The sequence below is a fragment of the Falseniella ignava CCUG 37419 genome, assembly GCF_000301055.1.
GTDB classification, from domain to species: Bacteria; Bacillota; Bacilli; order Lactobacillales; family Aerococcaceae; genus Falseniella; species Falseniella ignava.
On the sequence record NZ_JH932300.1, the window covers coordinates 576,092 to 592,329 of the forward strand.

The 16,238-nt window shown below is 42.5% G+C and carries 15 protein-coding genes; 14 read left to right on the forward strand and 1 reads right to left on the reverse strand.

Translation table 11 applies throughout. The annotated features are described in order from the left end of the window. The first annotated feature begins 319 nt into the window (after nucleotides 1-319). The 14 genes from HMPREF9707_RS02815 (at nucleotide 320) to HMPREF9707_RS02880 (ending at nucleotide 15,248) form a co-directional block, all read left to right on the forward strand. On the forward strand, nucleotides 320-2,230 hold the full coding sequence (locus HMPREF9707_RS02815; protein WP_006701205.1) for an ABC-F family ATP-binding cassette domain-containing protein: 1,911 nt from the start codon (nucleotides 320-322) through the stop codon (nucleotides 2,228-2,230). A gap of 11 nt (nucleotides 2,231-2,241) precedes the next feature. Beyond that, complete coding sequence (locus HMPREF9707_RS02820; RefSeq protein WP_006701206.1) at nucleotides 2,242-2,730, forward strand: dihydrofolate reductase; 489 nt, start codon at nucleotides 2,242-2,244, stop codon at nucleotides 2,728-2,730. 72 nt (nucleotides 2,731-2,802) lie between these two features. Continuing rightward, nucleotides 2,803-3,015 carry a YozE family protein gene (locus HMPREF9707_RS02825; protein ID WP_006701207.1) on the forward strand — a complete coding sequence of 71 codons (213 nt, stop codon included), beginning with the start codon at nucleotides 2,803-2,805 and terminating at the stop codon, nucleotides 3,013-3,015. 14 nt (nucleotides 3,016-3,029) lie between these two features. Next, nucleotides 3,030-3,755 (forward strand): purine-nucleoside phosphorylase, encoded by a 726-nt coding sequence (gene deoD / locus HMPREF9707_RS02830; RefSeq protein ID WP_006701208.1) that lies wholly within the window; start codon nucleotides 3,030-3,032, stop codon nucleotides 3,753-3,755. A 14-nt stretch (nucleotides 3,756-3,769) separates the two neighbouring features. Continuing rightward, nucleotides 3,770-5,221, forward strand: coding sequence for a S41 family peptidase (locus tag HMPREF9707_RS02835; RefSeq protein ID WP_006701209.1), 1,452 nt, complete (start codon nucleotides 3,770-3,772; stop codon nucleotides 5,219-5,221). Between the two features lie 59 nt (nucleotides 5,222-5,280). Beyond that, nucleotides 5,281-6,153, forward strand: coding sequence for a ribosome biogenesis GTPase YlqF (gene ylqF, locus HMPREF9707_RS02840; protein WP_006701210.1), 873 nt, complete (start codon nucleotides 5,281-5,283; stop codon nucleotides 6,151-6,153). Continuing rightward, nucleotides 6,143-6,958 (forward strand): ribonuclease HII, encoded by an 816-nt coding sequence (locus HMPREF9707_RS02845; RefSeq protein ID WP_006701211.1) that lies wholly within the window; start codon nucleotides 6,143-6,145, stop codon nucleotides 6,956-6,958. Before ylqF ends, HMPREF9707_RS02845 begins: the two co-directional genes overlap by 11 nt. An 89-nt stretch (nucleotides 6,959-7,047) precedes the next feature. Next, nucleotides 7,048-7,962 carry a DNA-processing protein DprA gene (gene dprA / locus HMPREF9707_RS02850; RefSeq protein ID WP_006701212.1) on the forward strand — a complete coding sequence of 305 codons (915 nt, stop codon included), beginning with the start codon at nucleotides 7,048-7,050 and terminating at the stop codon, nucleotides 7,960-7,962. 93 nt (nucleotides 7,963-8,055) lie between these two features. Further along, nucleotides 8,056-10,119: a type I DNA topoisomerase gene (gene topA, locus HMPREF9707_RS02855; RefSeq protein ID WP_006701213.1), complete on the forward strand. Its 2,064-nt coding sequence runs from the start codon at nucleotides 8,056-8,058 to the stop codon at nucleotides 10,117-10,119. A 198-nt stretch (nucleotides 10,120-10,317) separates the two neighbouring features. Further along, on the forward strand, nucleotides 10,318-11,226 hold the full coding sequence (locus HMPREF9707_RS02860; protein WP_006701214.1) for a tyrosine recombinase XerC: 909 nt from the start codon (nucleotides 10,318-10,320) through the stop codon (nucleotides 11,224-11,226). Nucleotides 11,227-11,228: 2 nt separating this feature from the next. Beyond that, a complete protein-coding gene (hslV, locus tag HMPREF9707_RS02865; protein ID WP_006701215.1) occupies nucleotides 11,229-11,759 on the forward strand; it encodes an HslVU peptidase proteolytic subunit in 531 nt (176 codons plus the stop codon). 8 nt (nucleotides 11,760-11,767) lie between these two features. After that, a complete protein-coding gene (gene hslU, locus HMPREF9707_RS02870; RefSeq protein WP_006701216.1) occupies nucleotides 11,768-13,174 on the forward strand; it encodes an ATP-dependent protease ATPase subunit HslU in 1,407 nt (468 codons plus the stop codon). A gap of 171 nt (nucleotides 13,175-13,345) precedes the next feature. Continuing rightward, on the forward strand, nucleotides 13,346-14,443 hold the full coding sequence (locus HMPREF9707_RS02875) for an alpha/beta fold hydrolase (RefSeq protein ID WP_006701217.1): 1,098 nt from the start codon (nucleotides 13,346-13,348) through the stop codon (nucleotides 14,441-14,443). A 10-nt stretch (nucleotides 14,444-14,453) separates the two neighbouring features. Continuing rightward, complete coding sequence (locus HMPREF9707_RS02880; RefSeq protein WP_006701218.1) at nucleotides 14,454-15,248, forward strand: glutaminyl-peptide cyclotransferase; 795 nt, start codon at nucleotides 14,454-14,456, stop codon at nucleotides 15,246-15,248. Between the two features lie 141 nt (nucleotides 15,249-15,389). On the opposite strand, the gene HMPREF9707_RS02885 is transcribed toward HMPREF9707_RS02880, so the two are convergent. Next, the coding region (locus HMPREF9707_RS02885) for a transposase (RefSeq protein WP_006701219.1) at nucleotides 15,390-16,238 on the reverse strand (849 nt) is incomplete at its 5' end.

The window sequence follows — 16,238 nt, forward strand, 5'->3', positions numbered from 1 at the left end:
CGCCAAACCAATCGGAGTAGTTTATTGGTCTGGCTCCTGATCCACTAAACCAAAACAAGCAGTTTATTAGTCTGGCTCGGTGTTCGCCAAACCAAAGTGAATGACTTATTGGTCTGGCTTAGGGGCCGCCAAACCAAAGTAGCTTGGTAATTAGTCTGGCACCCACCCCACCAAACCAATCCGCCCAGAAAATTATTCTAGCCCAACAAAACTTTCCTCCTCCCACCGCACCAAAATACCAATGCGGGGCTGGGTGTGGTATGATGAGAGAGCATGAATATGAGGATACCAATCTGTGTGAGGGGAATGAGGTAGCACGATGAGAGAGCTGCGAGTAGAGAATTTATCGAAGACTTATGGCATCAAAAGTTTATTGGATCAAGTGGATTTTTCGATTCGAACGGGAAACCGGGTAGGTCTAATCGGGGCGAACGGGGCCGGGAAGAGTTCGTTTTTGAAGATTTTGAGTGGGGAAGATCCGTATGATAGCGGAGAGATTATTAAGCCCAATGATTATACGATTCGCCTGCTGAACCAGCAGCCTGACTTAAACGAAGATGACACGTTGCTGCAAGCAATCTTTGCGAGTCCGTCACCGTTAGTCAAGTTAGTCTTGCGTTATGAAGAGATTGTGACGGCGCTACAAAACCATCCAGAAGACGAACGGCTTTTAGATCAATTCAACCAAGTGAGCGAACAGATGAATGTGCAAAATGGCTGGGACTTGGAAGTGCAAGCGAAGACCATCCTGCATAAGATGGGGCTCAAAGACTTGCAACGGAAAATCTCAGCGTGTTCCGGCGGAGAGCGTAAGCGCGTGGGGCTGGCGCAAGTCCTTATTAGTCAAAGTGACTTGTTAATCTTAGACGAGCCGACCAACCACCTAGATATCGAGTCAATTCGCTGGTTGGAAGATTATTTGGCGTCGTATTCTGGCGCGCTTTTAGTAGTCACCCATGACCGATACTTCTTAGAGCGTGTGACCAATAAAATTGTCGAGTTGCGCCAAGGGAAATTCTACGAATATACCGGGAATTACTCGACTTATTTGACAAAGAAACAAGAAGAGTTGGACCGCCTAGCACGGATGGAAGAGAAGCAAGACCGCCTTTTCCAACAAGAGTTAGCTTGGATGCGTAAAGGTGCGAAAGCTCGGACGACGAAACAACAAGCGCGGATTCAACGCTTTGAGAACTTGAAAGACCAAGTCGAATCGCGTGCAAGCGAACAAGAAGCATTGGAAATGAATTTTGATCAAGCACGGATTGGCAATCAAATTATTGAGGCGTCTGACTTGTCGGTAGAGATTGGGGATCACTCGGTGGTTCAATCCTTTACTAAGACGTTTGTAAAAGGAGATCGCCTCGGTATTATTGGGCCTAATGGCGTTGGTAAGACAACCTTGCTAAACGCTTTTGCCGGACTCCAGCCGCTCGCTGGCGGACAGCTTTTAGTCGGACAGACGGTGCGCTTAGCGTATTACCGCCAGTTAGATGAAGATTTACCAGGTGACATGCGGGTCTTGAATTATTTAACCCAAGTTGCCGATGAATTTAAGGTGGGGACCGGGCACAGTATTTCCGCTTCGCAAATGTTAGAACGGTTTAACTTTGAACGGTCGACTCATGGGATGCTGATTAGTCAATTATCAGGAGGCGAGCGTCGTCGTTTATACCTGTTGACGCTCCTCATCCAAGAGCCAAATGTGTTATTACTGGACGAGCCGACCAACGATTTGGATATTCAGACACTTCAAGTACTCGAAGATTATTTGCTTGAATTCAATGGAGTGGTCATGATCGTCTCGCACGACCGCTACTTCCTCGATAAGACCGTCAACCAAATTCTTCAAATTCAAGGCGATGGGACTTATCAATTCGACTACGGGAATTATTCCGAGTTTCAAGCGAAATATCCTAGCGCCAAAGCGGATACGTCAAGCCCATCGGAGACCGCAACGAACGAATCAAAAACCACGACAAGTTCTGAGCCAACCGAAGCGTCAGCGCAACCGAAGCGCATGACCTATCAAGAGAAGAAAGAATGGGATCAACTGGAGGAACATATCTTACTTCTTGAAGAAAAAATTGATACAATTAAACAAGAAATGGTAGCCAACGGAAGTGATGCAGGCTTACTGATGGACCTGCAAGCCGAATTAGAAGAGACGGAAGCGGCACTGCTTCACGGCTACGAGCGCTACGATTACTTAAGTGAATTAAAACGTTAAGGAGTGAGAAGATGATTCGCTTTGTCTATGCACAAGATGAAAATGGCGGTATCGGCTATCAAAACGAATTGCCGTGGCATTTGCCAAATGACTTGAAATTCTTCAAAGAAACGACGATGGGCCATACGCTCTTAATGGGCCGTAAAACCTTTGAATCAATGAATCGTCGCTTATTACCAGGTCGTAAGACGGTTGTTTTAACGACCAATCCTAATTACTGTCAGGAGATTGAAGACTTGACCGTGGTCACCTCTAAAGAAGAAGCGTTAGCCTTAGCTGAAGAGACGGATTTAATGATTGTTGGGGGAGCCGGTGTCTTTTTATCTTTCTTCGATGAAGTCGACGAAATTACTCGGACGGTCATCCATGCGTCATTTAAACATGATGTTTCGATGCCACAAATTGACGAGACACAATTTGAATTGGTGAAACAGCAACACGTTGAAGCGGACGCGGAAAATCCATACCCGCATACGTTTGAGTGGTGGCGCCGTAAATAAAAGATTGCAAACCATGTGTTCAACCCTTATGATTAATTGAATAAGAATCTAGATTAAAGGAGTGGGTAATCGTTGACCTTTTACCAATTTATGATGAAATTTGTCGATCCCGAGGCGAATGACCCAATCAGCCGATTGGCGAATCAAATGCACGAGGATATTGATTTCCCGAAACAAAGTCAAGATTTCCATGAAATTTCCGATTATATCGAAGGAAGTTTAGCGTATACACGATTAGTTGCTATATTTGACCAAGCTTGGTTAAATTATCAAAATCATATATAGAAAGAGGAGTAATTATGACCGTTCATATTGGAGCAAAAGCTGGAGATATCGCAAAAGTCGTTCTATTTCCTGGCGACCCATTGCGCGCAAAATATATTGCCGATAACTATTTAGAAGATGTCACACAATATAATACCATCCGAAATATGTTTGGCTATACTGGGACATATCAAGGCGTTCGTATTTCCGTTCAAGGGTCTGGGATGGGGATCCCTTCAGCCATGATCTATGCGGAAGAATTATATACTGAATACGGTGTGGAATTAATTATGCGGATTGGTTCCGCAGGTGCGATGAAATCTGAAGTAAAAGTACGTGACTTAGTTTTCGGTCAAGGCGCTACGACGGATTCAGGTATTTTACATCATATTTTCGAAGGACAAGTGCATTATTCAGCGATTGCTAGCTTTGATGCGCTTGATGCAGCGTATCATATTGCAACGGAAGTAATGAATTCTGAAAAAATTCATGTTGGGAATATTTTATCGAGCGATCGCTTCTATAATGAAGAGATGGATAAAGCAAAACTGGCTCGTTACGGTGTCCTAGCGGTAGAGATGGAAGCAGCGGGTCTTTATGCTGTCGCCGCAAAACATAATAAACGTGCTTTAGCGATGTGTACCATTAGCGATCATTTGATTACGGGTGAAGAGACAACAGCTGAAGAACGTCAAAATTCATTTACTGAAATGATGGAAATTGCTTTAAAAACAGCTGTAAAGATGAATGATCAATTATAGGAAGAAGTGAGATCATGACAGACAAACGTCTGAAAAGACCCCTAATTTGGCTAATGGTGAGTGTAGTAACCTTAATCACCCTCTGTCTGCCGCTACAAACGGCAGAAGGATTCAATTGGTTTACCGGTCAAGAGATTGAAGAACCCTTAACAGAAAAAGATTTACAAAAGTTGATTGAAGTCTACAATACCATTCAGACTGATTATATTGAGGAAGTTGATAAGAAGCAGTTGCTTGAAGGTGCCCTAAAAGGGATGGTTCAAGCTTTAGAGGATCCGTATTCTGAGTATTTAAATACGGATGAATCCGACAGTCTGAACGAGACGGTAGAGGGAGAATTTACCGGAATTGGTGTGCAATTTATGATGGAAAATGGCCAAGTCAAGGTCGTAACACCGATTGAAGGGACACCGGCGGCTGAAGTGGGGATTCAACCGAACGATGTAATTTTGGAAGCGGATGGCACTGAACTTTCTGGGATGGATACCAATGAAGTCGTGCGTATTATTCGCGGAGAAGAGGGCACAACAATCAAGTTGAAAGTCCAACGCGGTTCATCTGTGATTGACTTGGAGATAACTCGTGCGCGGATTCCAATTATTACCGTGACGGGTGAAGTTGCCGAAGCAAATCCGTCAGTAGGCGTGGTAAAAATTACCCAATTTAACGGCACAACTTATGATGAATTGCTCGAAGTAATTGACGATTTGCGCCAACAAAATGTCACATCCTTTGTCTTTGATTTGCGAAATAATCCGGGAGGCTTGTTGGATCAAGCATTACGAATCTGCAATCTCTTTTTAGAAGATGGTCAAATGATTATGCATATTGAAGAAGGAACCGGCCCGGTCTATGATTATCCAGCGAGCGATAAAGAATATGGTGAAAGCCAAGTAACCGAACCGTATGTCGTCTTAGTAAATAAAGGAAGTGCGAGTGCCAGTGAAATTTTTGCGGCAGCCATTCAGGAAAATACCGATGCTCCAGTACTGGGCAATCAGACCTTTGGTAAAGGAACGGTTCAAACCATTAGCAATGCATCAGAGCTGGGTGAATTGAAGTTGACGTCTGCACGTTGGTTAACACCGAATAAGCATTGGATTCATGGCGAAGGGGTTGAAGTCGATGAAGAAATTGAAGTTCATCCAATTTATCAATCTCTTGTGATGCAAGCAGACGAAGTTTTAAACTTCGGGATGCGCAATGAATTTGTAGCGTCACTGCGAGCTGTCCTCAATCAACTCGATTATGATGTTGAATTGGGAGATTTATACGATGAGTCAGTTGTTGAAGCGGTTAAAGCGTTTCAAGTAGACCATCATCTTGAATCGACTGGTGAAGTGACGGGTGAGACGGCGGAGAAAATTAACCAATTAGCACGTGAATATATTCAAGCGCACGATGAACAATTAGATGCTGCCATTGAACGATTACTCGAGTTAACAGAGCACGATCAAGCAGCATAGTACAATGGATTCCTGGCACTTTGCCAGGAATTTTTAATCAAAATAAGGAGGTTATGACGATGACAATTCAATGGTATCCAGGCCATATGGCCAAAGCCAAGCGACTGGCAATTGAGAAATTATCGATGGTTGATATTGTTGTAGAACTGATTGATGCGCGGATTCCACAGTCGAGCCGCAATCCAGTGATTGATGAGATTATTGGATCAAAACGACGAGTCATTGCACTGAATAAAGCGGATTTAGCAGATCCAGTTGCCACGCGAGAGTGGGTTCAAACTTTCCAATCCCAAGGGCATGCGGCGATCGCGATTGATGCGCAACACCAAAAAGGCATTCGTCAGTTAAAAGAATTGATTCGAAAAGAGATGGCACCAGTATTCGAAGAACAAGCAGCCAAAGGCATTTTATCTAAAAATATTCGTTTGATGATTTTAGGAATTCCGAATGTGGGTAAATCTACTTTGATTAATCGATTTGTCGGCAAAAATCAAGCGATTACGGGGAATAAACCGGGTGTGACGAAAGCACAACGCTGGTTGAAGATTGACCGCGACTTTGAACTATTGGATACACCAGGGATTTTGTGGCCAAAATTCGAAGATCAAACCATTGGCATGAAATTGGCCATTACAGGCGCGATTAAAGACGATTTGCTGCATATGGATGACTTAGCCTTATGGTTATTAGAGTATCTATTAGAACGCCAACCAGAGCGTATATTTGAGCGATATCGGATTAAGGCAGCGGAGATTGAACAAATGACGCATCCGGAAGTATTGTTGCTGATGACGGAGCGAATGAATTTTGGCGATGACTACGATGCATTTAGTGAGCGTATGATTCATGATTATCGTAAGGGCATTTTAGGTCAATATACGTTAGATGAACCGGTTGGTGAACAAACGGCAGGAGAAGTCGATGGAGAATAATTTAAGTATAGCGGAAATTAAAGCCCGTATCGGAGCTGAAATATTTACTGAGGCGGAATGGGAAGCTTGGCAAGCAGATTCGCGTAAAGGGGTTCAGCAATTAATCCAACGACGCAAACGACTGCTCGAAAAGCGACAAGCCAAGTTGGAAGCCTTTGAAGCGCGACTCACTTACGAACGACAACTTCACCAAGCTGGATATTCATTGATTGCAGGCGTCGATGAGGTGGGTCGAGGCCCGATTGCGGGGCCGGTCGTGGCTGCCGCGGTGATTCTGCCGATGGATTTGAGTGCTAAAGAATGGATTGAGATTAATGATTCTAAGACCTTGTCGTTTGCGCAACGCGAACAGTATGCACAATTTATTCAGTCCGAAGCATTAGCTTATCAAATTGTCGAAGTATCGAATAAACAAATCGATCAACTCAATATCTTAAATGCTACCAAACTTGCCATGCAACAAGCTCTAGCAGAACTGACTCCAAAGCCAGATTATGCGTTAATTGATGCAGTCACGGTACCTAATTTGACAATACCTCAACAAGCAATCATAAAAGGAGATCAGCGTTCGCTATCCATTGCGGCCGCCAGCATTATTGCTAAAGTCCATCGAGACCATTGGATGATGCAATTGGCAGAACGCTACCCAGAGTTCCAATTTGAACAAAATATGGGGTATGGGACCGCCGCTCATATCGAAGCGTTGCACCATTACGGAGTGACACCATATCACCGCCAAAGCTTCGCTCCTGTTCCGTCGATTCAAAAGCGTTATACTGAAAATAAGCATAATTATACTAATTAGGTTAACCTTTTGTTAATTAAGACACATATCCAACTAATTATAAAGGGATAAAAAGATCGCCCGAGGGTATTTATTATCGAGGTGATCGAATGGAATTATCATTAAAAGAACAAATTATTTATTATCAATTGTTGGAATTCAGTTATCAAGAATTAGTGAACTTTGTTATGGACTATCAAAGGCAAGTGGGCTTTGACAACGGACTAACTTTTGCCGAAAGCTATCGAATCATGCGAGAACATATAGTCCCTCAATCAAAAGGGAGCAAAAATTATGCGATCGTCACTTCGCATCAATGGTCCAATTACCAAAAATGGGTTCACTATTTATTGCCACGCAGTGTGATGCTCCATGAGCCAGCCTATCCAACGAGCTGGTATCATATTTACCGCCCTCCGGTTATTGTATATTATTTAGGGGATGGATTCCAAGTAGGGAATAAGCCGATTTCGATCGTGGGTACACGAAAAATCACCCCCTACGGTCAACAGATGGTCGATCTAATTGTCCAACAATTAGCGGACAAAGGCTATACGACGGTTTCAGGTCTGGCGCTTGGGGTGGATGCCGCAGTGCACCGAGCAAGCTTGAACTATCAAGCTCAAACGGTGGCAATTTTGCCGTGTGGCTTTCATACGATATACCCGAAACAACACCATGCACTCTATCAAAAAATCGAACAACACGGTTGTTTAATCAGCGAATATTTGCCTTGGCAACCGCCAAAGAAGCATCATTTTATTCTACGTAATCGGCTCGTTGCGGGATTATCGCCAGCTACCTTGGTGATTGAAGCTGCGCAACGCAGTGGCAGTCTGATCACCGCTAATTATGCTTTACAATATAATCGGGAAGTCATGGTCTTACCTGGTCGTGTGACGGACTCGCAGTCTGCCGGTTGCAATGAATTAATTGCTGCCGGTGCGCTCCCGATTATTTCGATGACACAATTAATGGAAGAGTTAGCGTTACTTTACTCCACCCATCAACATAATAATATTTGACAAAGTGTGAGGGATACATTAAGATGTGTAACGATTTTATTGCATGAACAAGTAACACATTAATAGATTGAATAATAAAGGAATGATCAGACTGTGGTAAAAAATTTAGTCATTGTCGAATCTCCGACAAAAGCTAAGACCATTGATCGCTATTTAGGGAAAAATTATACGGTCGTAGCTAGTAAAGGCCATTTGCGCGACTTACCTAAGAGCAAGATGGGCGTGGATTTGGAGAATAACTTTGAGCCTCATTATATTACGATTCGTGGGCGCGGCGACACGGTCAAAGAATTGAAGTCGCTTGCAAAAAAAGCCGATCATGTCTATTTGGCAGCCGACCCGGACCGCGAAGGAGAAGCGATTGCTTGGCATTTGAGTAAGCTTTTAGGCTTAGAAGACAGCGCGAATAACCGGGTCGTCTTTAACGAAGTGACTAAGGATGCGGTGAAAGAAGCCTTCAAACATCCGCGAACGATTAATCAAGATTTAGTCGATGCCCAACAAGCGCGTCGCATTTTAGACCGAGTGGTCGGTTACTCGATTTCACCGATTTTATGGAAGAAAATTAAAGGAGGATTGAGTGCCGGACGCGTCCAATCGACCGCTTTAAAGATTATTATTGATCGCGAGAAAGAAATTCGTGACTTTAAACCTGAAGAATATTGGAAGATTGCAGCAAAAGTTCAAAAAGATAAAGATAAATTTGAATCGCAATTTTACGGGTATCAAGGAAAGAAAGTGGAGTTGTCAAGTCAAGATGACGTGACTCAAATGATGGACCGCATCAATACCAAAGAAAACTTTGTAGTGCAAGATGTTGTCGAAAATGAGCGCCAACGTAAAGCGCCGCTACCATTCACAACCAGTACGTTGCAACAAGAAGCATCAAACCGCTTGAATTATCGTGCTGGGAAGACCATGCAAATTGCGCAACAACTCTATGAAGGAGTTAAAATCAAACGCAGCCATGTTGGGTTAATTACCTACATGCGTACCGATTCTACTCGGATTTCACCTTTAGCGCAAAAATCTGCTAGTGATTATATCGAAGCAGAATATGGGAAAGCTTATCTGGGCAAATCAAGCGGGAGAGTAGCTTCTAAAAATAAGAACACGCAAGATGCGCACGAAGCAATCCGTCCCAGTGATGTGACATTAACGCCAAAATCGATCGAATCGTATTTGAGTAAAGATCAATTTAAGTTGTATTCTTTAATTTGGGCGCGATTTGTCGCGAGTCAAATGGCCCCAGCCATTTTTGATACGATTCGACTCGATATCGAACAAAATGACGTTCGATTCCGTTCGACCGGTTCACGAATTAAGTTCAAGGGCTTCTTAGAAGCTTATCCTTCTTCAACGGATAAGGATAATTACTTGCCTGTCTTACAAAAAGGGGACAAGGTCAAGATAACCAAGCTATCGCCGAGCCAGCATTTTACCCAACCGCCAGCCCGCTATACCGAAGCTGCGTTGGTTAAGACGTTGGAGGAACTTGGCATCGGACGTCCGTCAACTTATGCGCCAACGCTTGAGACGTTGCGTAAACGTTACTACGTTAAGATGACTGCGAAACGCTTTGAACCGACTGAGCTGGGGGAGATTGTGACTTCCGTCTTGGAAGAATTCTTCCCAGAGATTGTCAATACGGACTTTACCGCTTCACTTGAAGAAGAGCTTGACCAAATTGAAGAAGGACGCCATCAATGGGTGGAAGTTTTAGATGAATTTTACCAACCGTTCAAAGTGAAGTTGGAAAAAGCCGAAGAAAATATGGCCGAGATTGAAATTAAAGATGAACCGGCAGGATTTGACTGTGAAAAATGCGGTCATCCGATGGTAATTAAAATCGGACGTTACGGGAAATTTTACGCTTGTAGTAACTTCCCAGATTGCCGCAATACCAAACCGATTGTTAAGAAAATTGGGGTGACCTGTCCTAAATGTAAAAAAGGCGAAGTCGTCGAGCGTAAATCGAAGAAAAATCGTATTTTCTACGGTTGCGAACGTTATCCGGACTGCGACTTTGTCTCATGGGATAAGTTGGTTGGTCGTGACTGTCCGAAATGTCACCACTACTTAGTGGAGAAGAGTAAACGAGGGCAAACCCAAGTGGTCTGCAGTCATTGTGACTATCAAGAACAAGTTGTCAAATAACGACTGAAATTTAAATGAACGATGTTTCAAGCCAAGCTGTTTTTAGCTTGGCTTTTTTATGTTTGGAAGGGCTGGTGTTTATTATTAAGCTAGAGTGTAAACCAACAAGGTAAGTTGGAAAACTTGCAATGAAATCAGCTTATCTTGTACAATGGTTAGGATTGGTTAGAGATTTTATTGGAGAGGAGGCGAACGCGTATGCATCAGACCATCGATTTATTTATACAATATTTAATCAACGAGCGACGCTATTCACCGGAAACAGCAAGAGCTTATGACAATGATTTAAAAGAATTTGCTGATTTTATTGAAATCACCGGCGAGACGAGCTACGATGCGATTACTTATCAAGATATTCGCTATTTTATTGGGCATTTAAGTGAACGCAATCTATCAAGGCGCACGATTGCCCGGAAACTATCCTCGCTCCGCGCCTTTTATAAGTATTTAACTCGGATGGGATGGATCGAATCGAATCCGATGAATTTAGTGCAATACTCCGTAAAGGAAAATGTCCTACCGGATTTCTTCTATGAAGATGAGCTAAATCAACTGCTGGATGCTGTTGCTCACTCTACCTCTTCGCAACAACCCTTGCAACGCGCCGTGCTAGAGACGCTCTATGCGACGGGGATGCGGGTGAGTGAGCTGAGTAATTTGGCGTTAGACCAAGTTGAATTTGACTGGGGCATTATTCGCGTAATTGGAAAAGGGGACAAAGAACGCATCGTTCCTCTTGGAGATATTGCCAGCGAAGCACTGCAGACCTATATTCATGGGATGCGACAGGAGACGAATATTCAACAACTGCCGAATGTATTTGTTTCGGTAACAGGTAAGGTCTTAAGTCCGACGACAATCCGCAAATTATTAGATACGATTGTTGAAGAGTCAGGGCTCAACTTGTCAATTCATCCACATAAGTTACGCCACTCACTCGCCACTCACTTATTAAATAATGGGGCGGATCTACGCAGTGTGCAAGAACTTCTGGGGCATGAAGACTTAAGTTCGACTCAAATTTATACCCACGTAACGAAAGATAAGTTACGTCAACAATATCTGAATGTTTTTCCAAGAGCGAACCGACAAACTAAGGAGGAATAAAAATGACAACAATTTGTGCAGTAAAGAAAAATAATCAATTAGCGATGGCCGGTGACGGTCAAATTACATTTGGTGAATCGGTCATTATGAAAGGCAGTGCCCGAAAATTACGCCGCATCTACGATAATCAGGTGATTGTCGGATTTGCCGGTTCAGTTGCGGATGCGATTACGCTATCTGAAATGTTCGAAGAGAAGTTACGCACCCATAACGGACAACTAACTCGAGCTGCGGTAGAAGTAGCGAAGCAGTGGCGCACCGACCGAACACTCCAAAAACTTGAGGCACTCTTAATTGTGATGAATGAAGAACAATTATTACTTGTCAGTGGCACAGGTGAAGTGATTGAGCCGGACGATGGGGTGCTAACGATTGGTTCAGGTGGCAATTATGCATTAGCTGCAGCGCGTGCATTAGTGCGTCAAGATATGCCACTGACAGCGGCTGAAATTGCGAAAGAAGCCTTGACCATCGCTAGTCAAATTGATGTGTATACGAACGACCAAATTATCGTTGAGTCATTTGAAGGGTAGGGATTGCAATGACAGAATTAACACCAAAACAAATTGTCAGCGAATTGGATCAATATATTATCGGGCAAGCTGAAGCAAAACGTGCGGTAGCAGTGGCCTTACGCAACCGAATACGTCGCTTGAAATTAACTGGCGAGATGCAACAAGAAGTGAAGCCGAAGAATCTTTTAATGATTGGGCCTACCGGGGTTGGTAAGACTGAAATCGCTCGCCGCTTAGCCGACATTGCGAAAGCGCCATTTATTAAAGTGGAAGCGACGAAATATACTGAAGTAGGGTATGTCGGACGCGATGTGGAATCGATGGTACGGGACCTCGTTGAGAGTGCGATTCGCCTTATTAAGCGCCAAAAACAAGCAGAAGTCAAAGATGAAGCAGAAGCAAAAGCGATCGAGCGAATTGCGAAAGCCTTAAAACCGGGAATTAAAGTCGAAAAGAAATCGTCGTCGGCTTCGAATCCATTTGGTAATTTAGGTGATTTACTCGGACAATTCAATCCGGCGATGCTCAATGAGGAAGAAGAAACCGAAGAAGTCACGGAAGAGATTGCGTCAACACGCCGTCAAATTGCGGAACAAATTCGTCAAGGCAAATTGAATGATTATGAAGTGACCATTCAATTGGAAGAGAAAAAATTGCAATTGAATTCCTTAAATCCAGCGATGGAGCAAATGATGGATATGCAAGAAAGTCTTAATGCACTGAAACCGAAGAAGAAAATTGAACGGACGGTCACAGTTAAAGAAGCGTTAGAATTATTAACCGAAGAAGAAGCGGATAAATTAATTAATCAAGACGATATCAATCAAAAAGCGCTTGAATTGGCAGCCGATAAGGGGATTGTCTTTATCGATGAGATTGATAAGATTGCGATCGATGATAAAGGTTCAGGGCAAGTGAGCCGTCAAGGTGTCCAACGTGATATCTTGCCAATCGTTGAAGGAAGCCAAGTTCAAACGAAATACGGTATTATTGAAACCGATCATATTCTATTTATCGGAAGTGGTGCTTTCCATCAAGCCAAACCGTCTGACTTAATTCCAGAACTTCAAGGACGCTTCCCAATTCGAGTGAATTTGGATGATCTTACTCAAGCAGATTTCAAACGTATTTTAACCGAACCGAAAAATGCCTTATTGAAGCAATATCAAGCATTGCTCTTAACAGACGGCGTTGAAATTCAATTTACGGAAGGTGCGATCGACCAATTAGCAGCCTATGCGGAGCGTCTCAACCGGGATACCGATAATATTGGGGCTCGACGTCTACATACGATCTTAGAGACGGTATTGGAAGAGTTATTATTTGATGCGGCTGAGATGCAGATGGGACAAGTTGAAATTACCGAACAGTACGTCACACAACGACTCGATGCAATTGTCGAAGACCAAGATTTAAGTCACTATATTTTATAAGCGAAAGCACTCGTATCCTGTTGACAAGCGAATTGTCGGCAGGATTTTTTTAAGATATATCGATTCAAATTTTATTCATACGAATTCATACATTCTCCATATTTTATTTATTTTTTCTTCACGGGTAGTGTTTATACTAAGAGTCATCAAATATGAGAAAGGAATTTTTCAATGAAAAAATTTAATTCAAAATCAATGAAGTCAGGTATGATTGCCTTATTATTATCGAGTCAAGCTTTAATGACACCATTTGTCGCTTATGCGGAAGAAACAACCGCTGCAGAAGTTCAAAGTGAAATGGCACAAGAAAATGAAGCGGAAGAAAATGAAGTAGCTGAGTCAGCTGAAGCAGTAGAATCTGGTGAAGTAGCTGAATCTGGTGAAGCAAGCACGACACCAAAATTAAGTGAAGAAGAATTACGCAGTCAAATTAAAGATTACGGTACAAAAATTACTGTTAAAGGTAAACAAATGAACGTTTTAGAATTAGGTAAAGAACATCAAGGTCAAAATAAAACTTTAGTCTTTATGCCAGGTTTAGGTGAAGCGTCTCAACCTTTAACGCAAAAAAATCTACTAGACCGTCTAGCTGAAAACTTCCATATTTTAGTCGTAGAACCGTTCGGTTATGGTCTAAGTGATAATACCGATGAGCCACGTACGAGCGAAAATATTATTAATGAATTACACGAAGCATTGCAACAATTTGATGTTTCAGAGTATGTCTTAGTAGCACATTCTCTATCAGGTATTTATGCGATGGAATATGCTAAACAATTCCCTGAAGAAGTTAAGGGAATCGTAGGTATGGATACGAGTACACCGATGATGAATGGCTACATGGATATGGGACATATGGAAGCCCCAGTCGATGAAGAAGGAAATGCGCTTTACTTACCAGAAATTCCAGATGTCGATGATGAAGTGAATGAACAATATAAATTGATTGCGCAACTTAATTTAAATAATACTGCAACAACCGACGAAGCAGAGCGTTCTAACCAAGTCTTATTAGATGCTAAAGACGAAAAAATCCCAGCAGGCATTCCAGCGCTATACTTATTAGCTCAGGATTCGTATGATGATATTGAAATGCGCCGTGAATTTATGGATCAAATTACGATGGACTGGGAAGAACAACACGTTGATATGTCAGAAAATCCGGATGAAGTTGAAACTCATGTTCTAGACGGTGACCATTTACTTTACTTCACACAATATGAAGAAATGGCTAAATTAATTACAGAATTTGTTATGAATTTGAAATAGGAAGATTCCAATGAAACCAACCAACAACCTCCAATCTCGTTGTGCTAAGTGGGTCTGCGGCGTAATGCTGGCAGCCCATTTAGGCGCACAAATTCCCACCGCTTTAGCAGGTGATGTGGAACTAATCAAGCAGTATCCCATTGAAGAGCCGCTTTTTACCCAAGGTCTTGAACTCAATTCCAAACAAGAATTGATTTTAGGAACGGGGCTTAAAGGTGAGTCGAAGCTCGGTATCTTTAACCTGGAAACCGGTGAATTAGACTCCGCAGTTGATTTACCAGCTGATTATTTCGGCGAAGGATTGACCCATACCGATCAATATTTATGGCAAATGACTTGGCGTGAGAAAATCGCGCTAAAACGTGACCCTGAGACATTTGAAGTACTTGAAGAAGTGCCGATGGAGACTGAAGGGTGGGGGCTTTGCTATGATAAAGTAAACAAATGTTTATGGCGTTCGGATGGGACCAATAAACTATATAAACATGATCCCGAAACATTTGAACAATTAGACGTGATTGAGATTACGCGTGACGGTAAGAAATTCAGTAAATTGAACGAATTAGAATGGGTTGATGGCGTGCTCTATGCTAATCGCCTATATGACGATTATATTTATAAGATCGATCTCGAAAAAGCTGAAGTCATCGACCGATATGATTTACGTCCGATTGTCGAAGAAACGTTAACCGATGAGCAAATTGCCCAAATAGATAGTTTAAATGGGATTGCCCATGTCGAGGGAGATCGTTTCTATGTTACGGGCAAATTATACCCTTATCTTTATGAAGTCACTCTAAAATAACCTCCCAATTAAAAAATCTCAAAGCATGTATTGCTTTGAGATTTCAGATTGGAGACAAACCCCGTTTGAGTTAATCTCAAAATAAGGGTTTGTCTTTTGTTTTAGTGAAATATCCTCTGAAAATAAAAAAACGAAGCCTTTCTAGCTTCTCAATGCCAGTATATTGGCCAGTTTCTTCATGTTTAAGCAGGCAAAAGTGAGCCCTGCTTTGAATTCCATCAAGGCTTTCCCAACTAAATGGGTATATCGAAAACCGTGATGTTCCTTCGCAGTGCCAAATAATCGCTCCACCGATTGTTTGCGTTTTTGATAAAGTTCACGCATGCCTTCAGAGTGCCGGATATCTTCGCAGGTTTCAAGAGCTTCTTGCCAGACATGCCGTGTAATAACGCGTTTACTTCTTTCTTCTCCCAATGCGCGATACTCTCGGTAACCCTTGCGATTCGTTGTTGTGTAATGATAGACAGTATTGTTTTCGTCTAAATAACAGTCATAGTATTCATCATAGACAATGTCTCGATTCTCTGGTTTACGTCTAGGACGTGTATAAGGAAATACAGGGGTGATGGCTTGACTTAACAGAAACTGAGCGATGGTGGGAGTTTTATACCCGGCATCCGCAATAATACGGGTAGGGTCAAACGAGATAATCTTGTTAAATAATGACGGAAAAGCTTGTGTATCATGAGTGTTCCCTGAATGTACGCTGTAACCTAATACCCAGCCGTTTCGATCACAGGCAGTTTGAATATTGTAAGCAAAAACTTGCTTATGGTCTCCTTTATGGAACCAACCCGCCTCAGGATCATTGGGACTGATTTTTTGGGATTTTGTTGAGGACACCTTTTCTGTATTTTTTAGGGGCTTTTTTCCATGCATTTCCCGATCTTTTTGAACAGCTTCCATCATGTCATCCGCTAACCATTTTGCTTGGACAAGGACTTCTTCATTCGTATACTTCCGGCCGTTGGCGCAAGCTTTAACATGGGT